Below are 14,332 nucleotides of genomic sequence, written 5' to 3'. Positions count from 1 at the left end.
AATGCCGGCTGATCGACAGCGCCGGACTCCCCACCGCCTGGCCCGATCTCTCCGCTGATGCGGTTCTAAACAGCTTGCAGGGGGACAAAAAGGTGCGCGACGGTCGCCTGCGCTTCGTGATGCCCACCGGCATCGGATCCGTTGAAATTCGCGATGACGTCAGTCGCGACGAGATTCTGAGCTGCCTGGATTGCCTGAAAGGCTGAAGCCGTCTTCAGGCAATCCGCGCCGGTAGGTGAGCCAGCGGAACGCACCCAAACCCGCAGGATCCACAAGCCGAAGAAGGGCTTCGCGGCGTTGCAGGGCCTCCGCCAGCTGTTGACCCGGCAGCTGCTGCAGCCGATGCAGGCGCTGCGCAAGCCCCAAGGCCAGAAGTGCCTCACCCTGCTTGACCTGATCACCCACCAGCCATCCGTTGCGCTGGGCCGCCTCATCCACGACTTCAATACAGAGGTGTGCCGTGAGGTCCTGCTTGCCGGGCTGATCGAATGGCGACAGCCCCGCCTGCTGAGCGCAAACAGCCATCAAAGTGCCGTCGGAGCGCCGGGCCGTGTAATAACGCTGGGCCTCCAAGGCGTAATCAATCACCAGCAGCACGCCCGCATCGACGGCGGCCGCCGCCGCCGCGAACCAGTCGGGCAGTGCACTGTTCCACTCCGTGGTCCACCCCTCTTCGACATCGAGAGGCGGCAACTGAATGCCAACTTGGCTGCACACACGCTTGATCTCCTGGTGCAACCCATCCGGAAGAGGCCGATGCGTCGTTCGCAGGCCACCGTTTGGATCGAGTTCCACCCACTGCTGCTGGAGGGATCCCTCCCGCCAGATCAATCGATCCACCGGGAGCGCATCCAGCAACTCATGCGCGATCACGACCCCATGAACCGGATCGCGGCGCAACTCGTCCAGGGAGCACCAGCGCAGCGGAAGATCATCCGCCCCTTGCAGCAGAGCCTGTTGTCGCCGCCGCATCCCGGGATTGGCCTCCACCAACACCAACTCGATCCGGGCCAGCAGCTCTGGATCCGAACCACGCAACGCAGCGACGAGGTCCCGGGCCAGATGACCTTCACCAGGGCCGATTTCCACGATCGACAGGCATTGATCAGGATCCGTTCGGGGAACCGCAGCCAGCCAGGCCAGAAGTTGGGGTATCAGCAGGGCTGCAAAGTCGCTGCCCAGCGAGGGGGAGGTGACGAAATCACCCTTGGCGCCGATGCGTGCATGGCCTGAGCCGTAATACCCGTGCACCGGCTCATTCAGAGCCAGATCCATGAACTGGGAAAACGGAACGGCGCCCCCAGCCTGATGCAGATGCGTTGCCAACCAGTCGGGACAGGACGCAGCCATCGGTTCCATTGGAGAGAATGCCGGTCGCTGCAGCAGTTCCATGGGAACACATCACATCCGACATCTGTGGAGCCTCGTCGTCGTCGCATTGGTCAGTCTGGGTGTTCTGGTGACTCCTGCTGAGGCCTACGACAACCCGGAGCTACTGCCGGATCACCCCACCCCGGTGATCGACCTCGCCAAGGTGTTCAGTGAGACTCAGAGGGCCCAGTTAGAAGCATCCCTGGCGGATGTGGAGGAACGCACCGGCTGGAAAATGCGGGTGTTGACCCAGTACGAGCGCACACCAGGCCTGGCCATTCGCGACTTCTGGGGGCTGGATGAAAGCAGTCTGCTGCTGGTGGCCGACCCCCGTGGCGGGAACCTGCTGAATTTCAACGTTGGCGATGCCTACTTCGCGATGATGCCTCGCACCTACTGGGTTGAGCTGCAGACCCGCTACGGCAACCAGTACTACGTGAAGGACCACGGCGAGGACGGAGCCGTGCTGGATGCCCTCAATGCAGTGGAAATCTGTCTGGACCGAGGCGGCTGTCAGGTGGTGCCTGGTCTTCCCCAGGAACAGTGGCTGTGGACGCTGACCACCTCAATCTTTGGCGGCTTGATTGCTGGCTTTGCGGCTTACCCCCGGAAAGAAGGCGAAACCATCGCTTGGGCCTGGTTACTCCTGCTCTCACCGCTGTGGGTGATGCTGTTCGGCATCTTTGGGGTCGCCCCCGTGGTGACGCGCACCTCAGAGGTGATGCCCCTGCTGCGGAATGGGGTTGGTTTCCTGGCGGGAGGCATCGCCGCCTATCTGATCGCCCAGGCCACTGTTGGTCGAAAGCTTCAGAACGATGCCGAAGGTTGAGGAACGTCGAGGAACTTGAAAGTCCTCAGAGCCGGGTGGCGCACTCGATGCGTGACCCGGTGCAAAGAGCAGGAGGAGGAACCACGAGAGCCTGGCGTTTGACATTACGCAGGCGACGCAACTCTGCGAGGTTCACGTCATAAAACGAACGCAGGCGTGCGTATTTCTTGACGGGCTGACCGTAGTAGCTGCGACCGGCGAGGGTTGGGAAGGACGCCCACTCTGGAGCCAGCATGGCGGCGAGGAGGGGGCTGAGAACACCGGTGTCGGTGAGAGCCAGCGCTTTGCGCCGCTGAATCAGGAACAACGCACCCTGATCCTGAGCCTCAGGGCCGAAACCGCGCACGCCGATGCTGCGCTGAACCAGATTCCAGGTAAAGGGCATGAACTGGTAGGCCCCGGCAGCTGCACTGGCATAGCGGGAGCTGTAGATCACCCGGTTGGGATGACGGTCCAAAGAAGGCATCAAGCCACCTCCGAATATCACCCGATACCCCACATCCAGGCCACCTTTCCAGGTCCCCTCAGCGAAGCGGATCGTGTTGAGCATCGCCCGACGTTCGGGCGTGATCACATAGGGAATCGTCCGGCTGGGCTGGAAATCAGAGGTATGGATCAACTGCGCCCGCGATGCGGAGGGCAACAGGCTTGCCTGGGTGGGCAGTGGGGAAGTGAGAGCAGGCAGAACTCCGACGATCACGGTCGCTTTGAGCGTCTGACGACCGATGAATGCAGAGGCAGCCATAAAGAGCGTTCAAAGAACAGGCCCTCAAAAGAGGACGATGAGCAGATCAGAAGCGGATGAATGCTCAGGTAAAAAATAATTTCCAATCGACATGATTTTGTCGAACCAAAGGCTCAAAGCAACAGGTATATATGCCAGTCAAATAATCGGCCTGGCCATCAACTTGGCAATAAATTGACGCGACGAGAAGTTATTTTTTTCTCAGAAATTAAACGTTCTGCTCAATCCAACCCACTAGTGCTAGAGCGGCTTCTCCAGCCCCTGATGCAGAAAGAGGGGCGTCGCTTGGTGCCAGCAACAGCCAAGCACATCAACGGGACGCAGCCCATCCGGCAGAAGCGTGAGATTGGGGAGCGCCGCCAACTCAAGCGATTGCGAAGCATCTGCTGAAGCCGGAAGCCGGAAATGGTGGTCAGGCCAGAGGTGCATCGAGGCGCTGGACCAAGACGGCCGCGGCCGGGGGAATGTCCCCGACGATCAACACTGGCTGCCCGTGTGACCACAGCCAGTTGGCTTCAGCCTCGCTCAGGGCCGGCAGCCGTTGCTGCAGCTGATCCAGGGCGCTAAGGGTGGCGGCACAATCCACACCGAGCGCGTCGGCCTGCACCATGCCCACATCCCATTGACAGGACCGTTGCTCAATCGTTGCATCCCCCAACAGCAGTTTGAGTACGGAGGAGGGCAGGCCCGAGCTGATTACCAAGGTCCACTCAGAACGCAGGCGTCGCAATTGCTGCAGCATTGCAGCATCGCGGGCCGCATGGCCGAAACCATGGCTGCTGCTGCAGAGATAGATCAGTACGGCAGCGGAGCATCAATCGGCAACTGCTCCTGATAGATCAACTCAGCATCGGGGGTATACCAGCGATGGGCGAGCTGAGAGAGGCGGGCCCCTTTGAATTCAGCCCAGGAGAGATGCAGCAGCGTCCGACCTTGCCCATCAACCCCTGAACGCGGAACACAGGCGGCGTTGATCAGCGCGGTTCCATGGCGATGACGCAACAGGGTCTTGCGGAAACCGGAGCCGCGCTTAAGGGCATGGTGCATGTGGCCAAAGATCACCAGATCGGCAGGTCGGTCCTTGGCCATGCGATCCAAGGCGAGGGCCAGATCCTGGTCCCCCCAGTCCACCGCCGGTGTCTTCCAGTCGCGCCCGCAGGGACTGGCGGCATCGGATCCCAACCCCGAGGGACCGCAGTGGGCCATCACGATCAAGGGTTGGTCGGCGGGAACAACCGCTGCAGCCTGCATGATCCGATCGGCTGAAGCCTCAATCGACACCGGGCCGTACACCGCCTCCACCGCTTTCGACAGGTGAAAACCTCCACCAGCACTGCAGGGACGCGCACCCACAACAGTCAATGGGAGATCGGGCCATTGAATCGAGCGCCAGGCGCAGTGCAGATCGCCGAGCACAGCGAGTTGCTGCTCGAGGATGCCGCCACTGCGATCCCGCCCGCGGTCGTGGTTCCCCAGGATCACGGCCACGGGGAAGGGAAGCCGCGTGATCCGGCGCGTCAGCCGCAGATCCCCATCAGCGAGATCACCAACGAAGAGAACAGCGTCTGGCTGGAGATGCTGCAACAGCTGTTCATCAACGTCGCCCCAGGCGCCATGCAGATCACCGGCAAGGGCAAGTCGCAGGTGCTTCAGAGCGAATGCCTAGGCTGTGGCCATCCTGCCCCGAACCGGTCCTGATGAGCGCTGACACCGCCCTTGTTGCGGCGATCAACCAGCTTCGCCAGGACCGCAATGCCGTGATCCTGGCGCACTACTACCAGGAACCGGAGATTCAGGACATCGCCGATTTCGTTGGTGACTCCCTGGAGCTGTCGCGCCAGGCCGCCAGCACCGATGCAGACGTGATCGTTTTCTGCGGCGTGCATTTCATGGCGGAGACCGCCAAAATTCTCAGTCCGGAAAAGACGGTGGTGCTGCCGGATTTAGAGGCCGGTTGCTCCCTGGCGGACGATTGCCCCGCTAATGAGTTCGCCCGCTTTCGTGCAGAACACCCCGACCACATCGTGGTGAGCTACATCAACTGCACGGCAGCGGTGAAGGCGCAAAGCGATCTGATCTGCACCAGCAGCAATGCCGTTGATCTGGTGAACCAGCTGCCTGCTGATCAGCCCGTTCTGTTCGCGCCCGATCAGAACCTGGGGCGCTGGGTTCAGCAACAGAGCGGTCGCGAGCTGACCCTCTGGCCGGGACGCTGCATCGTTCATGAGACCTTCAGCGAAGAAGCCGTGCTGGCCCTCAAGCACGAACATCCGTCGGCTGAACTCATCGCCCACCCCGAATGCCAGCAGAACCTGCTGGATCTGGCGGATTTCATTGGATCCACCAGCAAATTGTTGAAGTACGCCGAACAGAGCTCCTGCAACAGCTTCATCGTTCTGACGGAGCCAGGGATCCTGCACCAGATGCAGCAACGGGTCCCTGAGAAAACCCTGCTCGACGTGCCGGGGATCGATGGATGCAGCTGCAATGCCTGCCCCTACATGCGGCTCAACACCCTGGAGAAACTGAAGGCATGCCTGGAGACCCTCGCGCCTGCGATCGAGATGGATGAATCAATGCGTCTGAAGGCCATGAAACCCATGCAGCGCATGCTCGAGATGAGCCGATGATGCGCCAACGCATTAGAAAAAGACGTCCTCAGACGAATAAATTTTCGACTATCCACTCCCCGCGATGCATGGCACCTGTGACACAGCCCAAGAGCATCAGGGTTCTGATTTTGATGGCAGCGATGACGGGGACGTTGTGCACCACAGCAACTGCTGAACCCTGGAACCAACCGATTCCTGAACCCGCAACGGAATCCACAGCACAAACGATCAAGTTGGCCGAGCAACCCAACACGGTGAGCGCCAGGTTTTTTTGGGCCCCATTGGTGCCCAGCATGCAAAGAGCAGATGAAACTCTTCGGCAAACAGGCCGGAGGCAAGCAAAATTACGTGGAGTGCGGTCTGCCTGACGACTATCCCGACCATCTCAGGCAATGCAGGGATGAAAACATTCGACCCATCCCCACCTGGAGACGGCCCGGATCAACGCAGCTGGAGGTTGTTCAATCGATCAACACCCTCGAGCGATGGAGTGGCCTGAGACCTGAACAGGAGAACTGATTACTTCTTGCGGCAATAGCCAGCACCAACATTCATCCAGCCGGAGGGACAGGCTTCACCAAAGGTACGGAGCTTTCAGATCGAAAGCACACCAGAAGGGGTTGTATTACCGAGCCGCAAAGACCTGGGTTGATCCAGGCCGTTCGGGATAGCGGCGCCCGCAAGGTGTACGTCATCCATGGCCAAAGCGATGTTCTGGCCCGTTACCTGCGGGAGGTGGAGGGTGTGGATGCGGAGCCGCTGGAGACCCTGTTCGAAGGGGAATCGGACTAAAACTTGGCGATGCCGTCCGGCAACTCCGGGAGGTTGAGACTCGCCTCGCGACCTTCGATCGCGGCCGTGAGCGATTCGATCATCATGGCGTTGCCCCTGTCTTTGACGGCCTCAAGCGCCTTCTCAAGACGACGACGACGGTCGGATGGATCATCCGACGTCCCCGAGCCAGCCACGGGGGTGACGACGGCCGTAGCTGAGGCGCTAGCGCGCACGCTGCTGAGTTGTTGCGCCAGGTTGTCCCAGAGGAGTGCCATCCGGCTGATTCAGGAAGCTGTCGGTCAGATCAACACAGGTCTTCACCGGATTTCCAGCACTGCTCACAAAATGTCTTGTCAGGATGGCGGGGCTTTTCCTCCATCCCGTTCAAGCGCGCATGCGTGCCTTTCAGAACCTGTTCAATCAGTTGGATCAGGTCACGGGCACCAAGGCCAAGGTGCAGGCGCTGGTGGATCACTTTCACGAGATTGATCCAGGGGAAGCGGCCTGGGCGTTTCCCCCGCATTCTGCGCTGGCGCCGAGACAAACCCGCCAATGAAGCGGACTCAATCCAGACCGCGATGGCATTGATCCAGAACCGCTGATGGCAGCTTCAAAAGCGAAGGCAGAGGCCAAGCCAAAAACCAGCGACCCGCGGTTAAACCCGATTCATGCCTGGTTCGCGCAGAGAAACTGGACACCGCTCCCGTTTCAGCAGGAGACCTGGAGCGCCTATCTGGCGGGGCGGAACGGCTTGATCCAAGTGCCCACAGGGTCCGGAAAACATTCGCCGCCGTAATGGGACCGATCGCGCGGACGTTGGCGGAGGAGAAGCCGTTGAAGGGAATATGTCTGCTTTACATCACGCCATTGCGGGCCCTCATCCGGGAACCAAATGTGATCCAGTACGCCTTCCAGCGGCGCTAGTACAGGTACCCGGCACCTCTAAGCCCGGAACCACGTTCAAAGTGACAGCGACCCAACCTGCCGATCCGGCAAGGATCTCTCCTTTGATGGGCGCCATAAGGACAGATATCTCAGAGCATTTTTGTCGGTTAAGAGAGCAATCGCGCGTTGCGGCCCTCTGGAACATGACCTGCAGCGAGAACCAACCCAGTCACCTAGCCGTAGGGTCCAAATCGCGTCGCACAAGCGGCACCACAATGGGCACCCAAAGCGATGGCCTTCGCCAAGGGCCAACGCGCCGCAAGACCCGTGACCACTCCCGCCGCAAAGCTGTCACCACAGCCATAACTCTCGACCAATGGCCCCGGAAGGGGCGAAGGGTCATAGCGACCGCCCGGAAGACTGAGACCACCTGCGGCACCTTCCGTGCGAATCATTGTGTGGGGAGCTGGGTTCAACTGCTCCGGTTGCACCCGCTCACCCGGATCAAGACCACTGCCAATCAGGGCGTCGAGAGACACCCCGGCCTGCTGAAGCACAGGCAAACGAACCCGCGGGGTCGCAGCCAGGACTGCAGCAGAACGGCCGGCTTTCAACAGAGGCGCATCAGCTGCTGTGACGAAAAGACCGTCGCATTCGCCGAGGGCCTCCCAGGGCAGGTCATCATCCAGTAATGGGGTCAGCCGCTCGCCAATCACCGTGATCGCCCGATCCCCCTCACCATCGACTACGCTCACGCCCCGACGGGTTGGCGCCTCCCTCCAGGCGACATGAACCTCAAGGCCCAAATCCTCGAGTCGCTTGACACAGGCTTCACCGACCGAATCGCGACCTAGAGCTGTAAAGAACTGGACGGGTTGCTGCTGCAACCGTGCCATCTGCACCGCAACGACGGCTCCACCACCAGCAGGTTCCTGAAGGGTCCGCAATGCGTGACCAATGGTCCCGGGACGGGGCAATTGATCCACCACCAGAAATTCCACCCATTCGACATGACCCACGACGGCCAAGCGCAGGGGCGGCAGGGCTGAGGCAGAAGACAATGGCAGTCCAAAACAGCTGGAACCCCATTCTCTCTGGAGGAACGGCTCAACAACAGGACGAGCGATGAATCCGTTTTGGAGCGGGTTCAGCGGATGGAGGACGAATCCATCGGCAAAGAGGGTTGAGATCGCTGTCCACTGCAGTGTCCTTAAGCTTCAACAGCGGAAGGAATTAGCAACGTTGGCCAAGCTCAAGGAGATCAAACTCAAACAGATTCCACAACTGAACACGGCCAACAGCTCGCCGTTGATTCGGAAACACAAGGAAGTTCTGAACCTGATGATGAGAACGCTTTCGCTCAATACCTACGGCCTCACCTAGGCCCAGTTCATCAAAGGGTTTGGTTGCGGTGCTTTGGCCATTTGGCTGCTCATGCGCTGAGATCAACCGTGACGTACGGGCCTTCCACCCCGTCGCAGCGACTCCAACATTCCTTTTTCCAAGGCCGTCAGTTTTGGTGCTGGCTCATTCAACGCAGTTTCCGCCCGTATCTTGGCTGCGGCAATGAATCGATCTATTTTATCTCCAGAATCAAAGGCCAAGGTGCCTCAGCAAGAACCACCAAAGGTATGGATCGGCACCTACTTAAGGCTTAGGACTTAAGGAAGATTCCTAAACCCAACAGATGAGGGCGCGAGCTCGCCTCAACCATTCCCTTGATCGCAAGATCGTTGCTATCGGTTGGAGGTTGCAGCAACCCGATGAGCCGTTACCCCGTCTTCTATTGCTCTCCAGCGTCCGTTGATGCTGGCTTCAGACCTGTTGAAGCGTCGGATGCTTACGAGGCTGAGCAGATCGTGCAGTGCGAGCACCCCGGTGCGGTAATGGTCTCACTGAGCGAGCGGGTCACGAACGAAGAGGAAATCCGCCGGTTGTTTGTGGCTTGGCTCGAAAAAGTCTGAACACCTGGAGCCGCCGAGGGGTGCATGGGACACAACCCTTTGTCGGTCACGCCCCCCAGCTGGCTGGACAGCTGGATATCGACGCTGATAGCTACAAGCGGCTGCTGAACCGCACTGCGGTGACGATCACCAAGCGCGCCAAGAAGCGTAGGTCCACCTATCAGGTGAAAGAAGCCATCGATGCTATTCATGCAGCGTTTCAGCGTTGCGACGGCACGGATCCCTATGACGGACTGCCATTGGACAATCGCCTTCATGATGAAAGTCGCAGTCCGACAGTCTCCCCGGTGAGCAGCAGCAGCACCGCGACTTTTGAGATTCTCAGCCTGCAGACCAAAGAAGCCAAAGGGGAAAGGGACGCCGAGGAGTTCATCGCCCACTGCCGTGCCGTTATCGCCCGTGCCGACGAGACATCAACGGCTCAGCGATGAGCAGCGCCAAGAAACTGTCCCTGGTGGTACTGGGAGGCCGTTGCAAGGGATGCCATGTGGACCAGTCAAACCTTGGCTGATCAGACAGGCATCGTTTCAATCCGGAGACACGTCTGATCCACCATGTCTGATCAAATCGGTAAAGACGCCAGCGAGGCCTGGCGAAACCATGTGTTGAAGCAGGTGGTGAATTACCTGGAAACACATCGCTGTGCGATCATCGATCGCTTCGTAGCTGAGAACGAATACAACTTGAAATGTGAGGACGTCGAACATTCAGATCTTCTTGATTTCGATGTCTCCGTCACACTGCATCGCAATTAATCCTCATCCTTTGGTCTTGGATTCGGTTTTTTCAAGGCCAACATGATTCGCTGAATCAACCTGCGGGCTTCCAGAGCACGTCTGGATCCTGGCGTTGCAGCGTTTGTTCAGCGAGCTTGAGGTAATAGAAATAGCTTTGCCTGTCTTCCGATTCAGCAGCTTTGTTCATCAAGTGCAAATAGCTGAGGCGCTGATCGCTGTTCATGTATCAACTGGAAGAGAACCAAACAATCACCTCAGTCAGCCTTTAATTTCGGTATCGGAGCGAACAACCGAAACAATTATGGGTGTCACCGGAGCACTCTTTTATCTTTTCTTTTGACGGCTTTGGGCAAAAAGCCCCTCCTAACGAGGCAATCAACAGGGCTGGAAGTTCGTCGTGACAGGTGGGCCACCTCCAGGGGGAATAACACAGCCGGGATCGGATGAACCTGTCTGCTCAGGCAACGCAGGGCCTTGAAGCGTAGGCCCTCCTGGGGATGCCGGAGCCAGATCAATCTTGCCCGGCCGGATCAGTTGAGATGTGACGTTGAACGCCAACCCGCCAAGCAAACCAAGGCCCATCGAGGCCGAAAAAGCAACAAGGACTTGACGCTGACGGTTGTTCATCCCAGTGATCGATGCCGTTGGAGGTTGATTGGCCGCGATCTCAGGCCTCAATCTCGGTGAATAACGGAGATTTGACAGATCAAAACAGACCGCCGGATGATCCGCTTGCTGCAACCGGAACGATCGAAACACAGTCTCTGCTGACGCTGCTCACGCCCTTCCTCGTGTTCGGGGCCTTGTTTGTGGTGCTCCTGCTGGTCTGGGACCGATGACAGCCCTCGTTGCGGGACTGTTCTGGACGCCATACGCCGATTGGATTTACACCGTGGTCAGCTTGAGTGGTCTGATGCTGGTCACCTGGTTGGTGCTGGGTCGCAGCCAGTGGCAGTTGACGCGCTTCAAGGGCATCAAGCAGCAAGCATTTCCATCTCAGGCTCAAGCAGCACATCGCGGGCTGTGTTGAACCGTGTCATCACATCAGGGTCGCCCCCTTTGTCCGGATGATGTTGAACAGCCAGAAGCTTGTGAGCCCGCTTCACCTGAGCAACGGTCAACCGTCCGGTTAGCGGCAATCCAAGGCACTGCCGGGCCTGAATCGCCTCAAGGCCAGGGTCACGACCCATCGGACATTGATCACGGCGATGGTTTGACGTGCCTGGCTTGCGCTTTTTGCTGGTTTTGCGTTTGGCCGACCTGGCCTCACCCCCAAACCCTTTCGATTCCTGCACAACCTGATCGCCGAAGCAGGCCACAATGCCTGATCGCCTAGTTCAGCCACCCAACTGCGACCACCAGTGCTCGATGCGATCGATGGAGCCATACCAGCTTTGGCCGAACAATCTGCCATGGGCCGTATCGGCAAGCTCAATCCAACGGGCATCCCGCAGCAGAGCTGATGGAAGCGGCACCAGGCCATCCCCCTCCAGATCCGGGTCGCCCATGATCTGGCGGTAGCTGCGGGCAGCATTGCGGCTCGAGAAGTTCGATGCATTCGATCCCAGAGGATCAAGCCGGCCCGCAACCGCCACATAATCCACCCGATCTGCTTCAGGGCAACCCGGAAACTCACGATCCACGCGAGCCCGTAGCAGTATGGCGCGCAGGGCCTGATGGGGACTGCCGAGAGTGATCAGGCGATTGCATCGAGCTGCACCGTTGAAACGGCGTCCAAGAAAGGTCTGATCGGCCAGATAAGGCCGCAACATCACCCCACCCGAACTGTGACCAATCAAGGTGACGCGCCCGGTGGGCGACTGGCTTTGAAGCTCGAGCACAGCGGTATCAAAGCGATCAAGCAGGCGACACCAACCAAAGCCCCAGCTGGTGGCCAGCCAATCCAATTTGGACGCAGGCACGATGCGGACTGCAGCACCGGTGGCCTGATGAATCCAATCAGCGAGGGGGCGATAGGCCTCTTCCGTGATCAGAAAGCCACCGAGGATCACTACAGGCTGATCCAGCGAAACCGTTCTTGGATCTAATTTTTTCAGTTCTGACAACGGTTCTGAGCGGTTAGGTGAAGATGAGGTGGTGGCCTCCTTCCGGTTTATGCGGGATGATGCCGGCAAGAAATCAGGCTCAATTCCTGCCAAATCCCCAAATAAGGCACCAAGAGTCAGCCCGGTTGGACCTGGGCTTCACCACTGCTAACTAAGCCCTGCGCAATCGCGGGGCAAAGCTGACGTTGTATGTCGTGCCCGGCAGGGGGACCATCGGTGTCAGAGGCACCTGAAATGGTGCAGCAAGGGTGAGAAAACAGCGGAAGGCTGGCCTCGGTTATCCGACAACGCCCGGCGGATTGATCGGAGCGGAGCAGATCGCCTCCGCGATGCACCAAGCGATCAGCGAAGGGATTGATCCCACCACGGTGGTGCTACAGGCAAAGCATCAGCCAGGCCAGGTAATCCCTGAGAAGCCCATCACCGTCGCCGAAGCGATCGCCACATTTGAGAAGGACTACTGGCAGGCCCGGAAGCGACTGCCCAATACGGAGCTCACCTGGCAGCGATATCAGATGATCCTCAACCGCTTGCCCGCCAACGGTGTCCTGAGCCTTGGGCTGTTGCAGTGAACCCTGCTGAAAACAATGGAACCGGACAGCAGGACAAGGCAGATGACCTGCATGCAGTTTGAGCGGCTGCTGAAGAAGTCAGGGGTGGAAGGCAGCGAGCAGCTCCGCACGCTGCGGGGCAACTACAAGCCCCAGGAGTGAGAGCTCCCGAGCGATGAGCAGCTGGTGCAACTCATCGATGTCATCAGGCCCACGAAGTGGGGATGGTGCCTCGCAGCGATGGCGACATTCGGGTGCAGACCAGGCGAGGTGCCCAGCCTTCAGCTCCATAAGGACGGCACCGCCGATTGCCTCTCAATCAAGGAGAAGCTGCGCCTGCCAGCCCCCCGAACTTGCTTCGCGTACCCGAAGGAATGGACCGACCGCTGGGCCCTTCATGAGGTGGAGATCCCAACGGGGCCGCTCGAGGCGGCCAGGTGGATCAAGCCCAACCAGTTCAACTCCGCTGACAGCGAGAGATGTGTAGCTGCATAGCGCGGCGCCCGCCAGGCGCAGATCTACAAGGAGACCATCTCTGAGATCTTCGGAGATGACTATCGCTTCGATATCCATGACATGCGGCACCGCTGGGCCGTGCGGTCAATCGAGGTCAACGTGAATCAGAGCCTGTGCGCCCAGAGCATGGGGCACTCACTGCAGATGCACGAGCAGCGTTACCAGCGATGGATGACAGCTACTGACCTAAGAGCTGCCATGGCGAAGCTTTCCAAGGAGAGTTCGGCTGGTGGGTCAAAATTGGCTCAGCGATGAATAGCTCTATGAGCTGGGTACTGGTTGCCTTGAGTTCTGGATCCTGCAGGTGCAGCACTGTGGTGGGCACTAAAAATGAGAGGTCGCCTAAATCAGATTGAGAAGAAATTTGCATCTGCATTGCAGATTGACAGATACGTACAAGAAGAAGAAAGAAAAATCGCCGAACTCAAGCAAAAAACTGAACAAGAATTGATGATACATATAACGAAGGTAGATCCGCACAATTTCAGCTTGAGAAGAATCTAGGAGGCCTGAGAAATGAATATAAAGAGTCTAAGGATGATCTACTAGAACTCGAAGCAAGCTTACTCTTGCTCACGAAGAAACGGTATATCAAGATTACGGATGCTACGAGCCTAACTATGGCTTTGAATCATCAGGAGAGTGGGAAGAAGATCTAAAACTTCTCAGTACAGAAATCAAACACATGCTCGCAAGCGTCAGGGAAAAGAAACGCTGATGCTCTTGCTAAAGTGCGCGCAGAAGTAGAAGGCGCAAACGAGAAGTAGAAGGAAAAACTATTTGCTCAAATTGCAGAACTAGAGCAGAGAATGAAAGAGGTGGAAGAAAAGAACCGATATATCAGCCAGGTAATGCTCACGAAGATCGGACATGTCTACATCATTTCAAATATTGGTAGCTTCGGCGAGGAAATGCTCAAGATCGGCATGACCAGAAGACTAGAACCAATGGATCGTGTAAAAGAGCTTGGAGACGCATCTGTTCCATTCCTCTTCGACGTTCACACCATGATTAGAACGTCTGACGCACCTACTTTAGAAAACGCACTTCACAAACATTTTGACGACCGGCGGGTGAACCTGGAGAACAATAGAAAAGAGTTTTTCTATGTCACTCTGGAGGAGATTCAGAACGAGTTAAATATGCTGAAAGGCGAGCTAAATACTGAGGCTGAGATACATATCACCCATGGCGGCTGAGGACAAGCAATAAAGGATGTCAGAAGCAAAGCGTCAACATCTTGAGCGGTCATATAAAAGCTGACCGCGCACCTAGACAATCG

Annotated in this window: 21 protein-coding genes and 3 pseudogenes; 15 read left to right on the top strand and 9 right to left on the bottom strand. The window is 58.0% G+C overall.

Translation table 11 applies throughout. From position 1 onward, the window contains the following. Positions 1–206: pseudogene (locus ACGVJ8_RS00460) on the top strand (3-dehydroquinate synthase); the annotation flags it as partial. On the opposite strand, the gene ACGVJ8_RS00455 reads toward ACGVJ8_RS00460, so the two are convergent. Further along, positions 160–1,350, bottom strand: coding sequence for a class I SAM-dependent methyltransferase (locus ACGVJ8_RS00455; protein ID WP_392344985.1), 1,191 nt, complete (start codon positions 1,348–1,350; stop codon positions 160–162). The pseudogene ACGVJ8_RS00460 and the gene ACGVJ8_RS00455 sit on opposite strands and share 47 nt — an antisense overlap. Positions 1,351–1,390: 40 nt before the next feature. On the opposite strand from ACGVJ8_RS00455, the gene ACGVJ8_RS00450 reads away from it, so the two are divergent. Next, positions 1,391–2,200, top strand: coding sequence for a TPM domain-containing protein (locus ACGVJ8_RS00450; protein WP_392344984.1), 810 nt, complete (start codon positions 1,391–1,393; stop codon positions 2,198–2,200). Positions 2,201–2,225: 25 nt separating this feature from the next. Here ACGVJ8_RS00450 and ACGVJ8_RS00445 read toward each other — a convergent pair whose 3' ends face one another. The 3 genes from ACGVJ8_RS00445 to ACGVJ8_RS00435 all read right to left on the bottom strand — a co-directional run bounded on the left by ACGVJ8_RS00445 (position 2,226) and on the right by ACGVJ8_RS00435 (position 4,529). Further along, on the bottom strand, positions 2,226–2,945 hold the full coding sequence (locus ACGVJ8_RS00445; protein ID WP_392344983.1) for an endolysin: 720 nt from the start codon (positions 2,943–2,945) through the stop codon (positions 2,226–2,228). 412 nt (positions 2,946–3,357) lie between these two features. Next, entirely contained in the window at positions 3,358–3,648 is a 291-nt protein-coding gene (locus ACGVJ8_RS00440) for a hypothetical protein (RefSeq protein WP_392344982.1), read from the bottom strand. A 92-nt stretch (positions 3,649–3,740) separates the two neighbouring features. After that, complete coding sequence (locus tag ACGVJ8_RS00435) at positions 3,741–4,529, bottom strand: TIGR04168 family protein (protein WP_392344981.1); 789 nt, start codon at positions 4,527–4,529, stop codon at positions 3,741–3,743. Between ACGVJ8_RS00435 and ACGVJ8_RS00430 the strand changes: the two genes are divergently transcribed. Both ACGVJ8_RS00430 and nadA read left to right on the top strand, forming a co-directional pair. Then, positions 4,521–4,643 carry a hypothetical protein gene (locus tag ACGVJ8_RS00430; RefSeq protein ID WP_392344980.1) on the top strand — a complete coding sequence of 41 codons (123 nt, stop codon included), beginning with the start codon at positions 4,521–4,523 and terminating at the stop codon, positions 4,641–4,643. The genes ACGVJ8_RS00435 and ACGVJ8_RS00430 overlap by 9 nt on opposite strands. Then, positions 4,643–5,575 (top strand): quinolinate synthase NadA, encoded by a 933-nt coding sequence (gene nadA / locus ACGVJ8_RS00425; protein ID WP_392344979.1) that lies wholly within the window; start codon positions 4,643–4,645, stop codon positions 5,573–5,575. The genes ACGVJ8_RS00430 and nadA overlap by 1 nt, the downstream gene beginning before the upstream one ends. 28 nt (positions 5,576–5,603) lie before the next feature. On the opposite strand, the gene ACGVJ8_RS00420 is transcribed toward nadA, so the two are convergent. Next, the gene (locus tag ACGVJ8_RS00420) at positions 5,604–5,852 is read right to left on the bottom strand and encodes a hypothetical protein (RefSeq protein ID WP_392344978.1); all 249 of its coding nucleotides are present in this window, start codon (positions 5,850–5,852) and stop codon (positions 5,604–5,606) included. 11 nt (positions 5,853–5,863) lie between these two features. Between ACGVJ8_RS00420 and ACGVJ8_RS00415 the strand changes: the two genes are divergently transcribed. Both ACGVJ8_RS00415 and ACGVJ8_RS00410 read left to right on the top strand, forming a co-directional pair. Further along, complete coding sequence (locus tag ACGVJ8_RS00415) at positions 5,864–6,076, top strand: hypothetical protein (protein ID WP_392344977.1); 213 nt, start codon at positions 5,864–5,866, stop codon at positions 6,074–6,076. 123 nt (positions 6,077–6,199) lie between these two features. Then, a pseudogene (locus ACGVJ8_RS00410) lies at positions 6,200–6,349 on the top strand (DNA ligase-associated DEXH box helicase); the annotation flags it as partial. On the opposite strand, the gene ACGVJ8_RS00405 reads toward ACGVJ8_RS00410, so the two are convergent. Beyond that, entirely contained in the window at positions 6,346–6,606 is a 261-nt protein-coding gene (locus tag ACGVJ8_RS00405) for a hypothetical protein (RefSeq protein WP_392344976.1), read from the bottom strand. The pseudogene ACGVJ8_RS00410 and the gene ACGVJ8_RS00405 overlap by 4 nt on opposite strands. A gap of 119 nt (positions 6,607–6,725) precedes the next feature. On the opposite strand from ACGVJ8_RS00405, the gene ACGVJ8_RS00400 reads away from it, so the two are divergent. Then, a complete protein-coding gene (locus ACGVJ8_RS00400; protein ID WP_392344975.1) occupies positions 6,726–6,887 on the top strand; it encodes a hypothetical protein in 162 nt (53 codons plus the stop codon). A gap of 45 nt (positions 6,888–6,932) precedes the next feature. After that, positions 6,933–7,219: pseudogene (locus ACGVJ8_RS00395) on the top strand (DEAD/DEAH box helicase); the annotation flags it as partial. Positions 7,220–7,449: 230 nt separating this feature from the next. Here the strand turns inward: ACGVJ8_RS00395 and ACGVJ8_RS00390 are convergent. Beyond that, positions 7,450–8,283 carry a PfkB family carbohydrate kinase gene (locus tag ACGVJ8_RS00390; protein ID WP_392344987.1) on the bottom strand — a complete coding sequence of 278 codons (834 nt, stop codon included), beginning with the start codon at positions 8,281–8,283 and terminating at the stop codon, positions 7,450–7,452. 175 nt (positions 8,284–8,458) lie between these two features. Here ACGVJ8_RS00390 and ACGVJ8_RS00385 point away from each other — a divergent pair, with 175 nt between their 5' ends. The 5 genes from ACGVJ8_RS00385 (at position 8,459) to ACGVJ8_RS00365 (ending at position 10,947) form a co-directional block, all read left to right on the top strand. Next, the gene (locus ACGVJ8_RS00385) at positions 8,459–8,599 is read left to right on the top strand and encodes a hypothetical protein (protein WP_392344974.1); all 141 of its coding nucleotides are present in this window, start codon (positions 8,459–8,461) and stop codon (positions 8,597–8,599) included. Positions 8,600–8,979: 380 nt separating this feature from the next. Further along, positions 8,980–9,180 carry a hypothetical protein gene (locus ACGVJ8_RS00380; RefSeq protein WP_392344973.1) on the top strand — a complete coding sequence of 67 codons (201 nt, stop codon included), beginning with the start codon at positions 8,980–8,982 and terminating at the stop codon, positions 9,178–9,180. A 20-nt stretch (positions 9,181–9,200) separates the two neighbouring features. Continuing rightward, positions 9,201–9,611: a hypothetical protein gene (locus ACGVJ8_RS00375; protein WP_392344972.1), complete on the top strand. Its 411-nt coding sequence runs from the start codon at positions 9,201–9,203 to the stop codon at positions 9,609–9,611. 123 nt (positions 9,612–9,734) lie between these two features. Further along, positions 9,735–9,935 carry a hypothetical protein gene (locus ACGVJ8_RS00370; protein ID WP_392344971.1) on the top strand — a complete coding sequence of 67 codons (201 nt, stop codon included), beginning with the start codon at positions 9,735–9,737 and terminating at the stop codon, positions 9,933–9,935. 817 nt (positions 9,936–10,752) lie between these two features. Beyond that, entirely contained in the window at positions 10,753–10,947 is a 195-nt protein-coding gene (locus ACGVJ8_RS00365; RefSeq protein WP_392344988.1) for a hypothetical protein, read from the top strand. Here ACGVJ8_RS00365 and ACGVJ8_RS00360 read toward each other — a convergent pair. Together ACGVJ8_RS00360 and ACGVJ8_RS00355 are read right to left on the bottom strand one after the other, a co-directional pair. Next, entirely contained in the window at positions 10,892–11,236 is a 345-nt protein-coding gene (locus ACGVJ8_RS00360; protein ID WP_392344970.1) for a molecular chaperone DnaJ, read from the bottom strand. The two genes, ACGVJ8_RS00365 and ACGVJ8_RS00360, sit on opposite strands and share 56 nt — an antisense overlap. Positions 11,237–11,254: 18 nt before the next feature. Continuing rightward, a complete protein-coding gene (locus ACGVJ8_RS00355) occupies positions 11,255–11,974 on the bottom strand; it encodes a lipase family alpha/beta hydrolase (RefSeq protein ID WP_392344986.1) in 720 nt (239 codons plus the stop codon). A gap of 257 nt (positions 11,975–12,231) precedes the next feature. On the opposite strand from ACGVJ8_RS00355, the gene ACGVJ8_RS00350 reads away from it, so the two are divergent. After that, the gene (locus ACGVJ8_RS00350) at positions 12,232–12,555 is read left to right on the top strand and encodes a hypothetical protein (RefSeq protein WP_392344969.1); all 324 of its coding nucleotides are present in this window, start codon (positions 12,232–12,234) and stop codon (positions 12,553–12,555) included. A 1,304-nt stretch (positions 12,556–13,859) separates the two neighbouring features. After that, positions 13,860–14,249 carry a GIY-YIG nuclease family protein gene (locus ACGVJ8_RS00345; RefSeq protein WP_392344968.1) on the top strand — a complete coding sequence of 130 codons (390 nt, stop codon included), beginning with the start codon at positions 13,860–13,862 and terminating at the stop codon, positions 14,247–14,249. Positions 14,250–14,332 lie beyond the last annotated feature (83 nt).

The sequence above is a fragment of the Parasynechococcus sp. genome (genome assembly GCF_042954245.1).
GTDB lineage: Bacteria > Cyanobacteriota > Cyanobacteriia > PCC-6307 > Cyanobiaceae > Parasynechococcus.
This window is presented reverse-complemented; position numbering and strand designations above follow the sequence as displayed.

What these genes read in the sequence shown, in the direction of transcription:
- ACGVJ8_RS00365 (WP_392344988.1), top strand. Translation starts at nt 10,753, where the DNA reads ATGACAGCCCTCGTTGCGGGACTGTTCTGGACGCCATACGCCGATTGG.
- ACGVJ8_RS00380 (WP_392344973.1), top strand. Translation starts at nt 8,980, where the DNA reads ATGAGCCGTTACCCCGTCTTCTATTGCTCTCCAGCGTCCGTTGATGCT.
- ACGVJ8_RS00455 (WP_392344985.1), bottom strand. Translation starts at nt 1,350, where the DNA reads ATGGCTGCGTCCTGTCCCGACTGGTTGGCAACGCATCTGCATCAGGCT.
- ACGVJ8_RS00450 (WP_392344984.1), top strand. Translation starts at nt 1,391, where the DNA reads ATGGGAACACATCACATCCGACATCTGTGGAGCCTCGTCGTCGTCGCA.
- ACGVJ8_RS00420 (WP_392344978.1), bottom strand. Translation starts at nt 5,852, where the DNA reads ATGCTGGGCACCAATGGGGCCCAAAAAAACCTGGCGCTCACCGTGTTG.
- ACGVJ8_RS00430 (WP_392344980.1), top strand. Translation starts at nt 4,521, where the DNA reads ATGCTGCAACAGCTGTTCATCAACGTCGCCCCAGGCGCCATGCAGATC.
- ACGVJ8_RS00400 (WP_392344975.1), top strand. Translation starts at nt 6,726, where the DNA reads ATGCGTGCCTTTCAGAACCTGTTCAATCAGTTGGATCAGGTCACGGGC.
- nadA (WP_392344979.1), top strand. Translation starts at nt 4,643, where the DNA reads ATGAGCGCTGACACCGCCCTTGTTGCGGCGATCAACCAGCTTCGCCAG.
- ACGVJ8_RS00445 (WP_392344983.1), bottom strand. Translation starts at nt 2,945, where the DNA reads ATGGCTGCCTCTGCATTCATCGGTCGTCAGACGCTCAAAGCGACCGTG.
- ACGVJ8_RS00405 (WP_392344976.1), bottom strand. Translation starts at nt 6,606, where the DNA reads ATGGCACTCCTCTGGGACAACCTGGCGCAACAACTCAGCAGCGTGCGC.
- ACGVJ8_RS00370 (WP_392344971.1), top strand. Translation starts at nt 9,735, where the DNA reads ATGTCTGATCAAATCGGTAAAGACGCCAGCGAGGCCTGGCGAAACCAT.
- ACGVJ8_RS00415 (WP_392344977.1), top strand. Translation starts at nt 5,864, where the DNA reads ATGAAACTCTTCGGCAAACAGGCCGGAGGCAAGCAAAATTACGTGGAG.
- ACGVJ8_RS00345 (WP_392344968.1), top strand. Translation starts at nt 13,860, where the DNA reads ATGAAAGAGGTGGAAGAAAAGAACCGATATATCAGCCAGGTAATGCTC.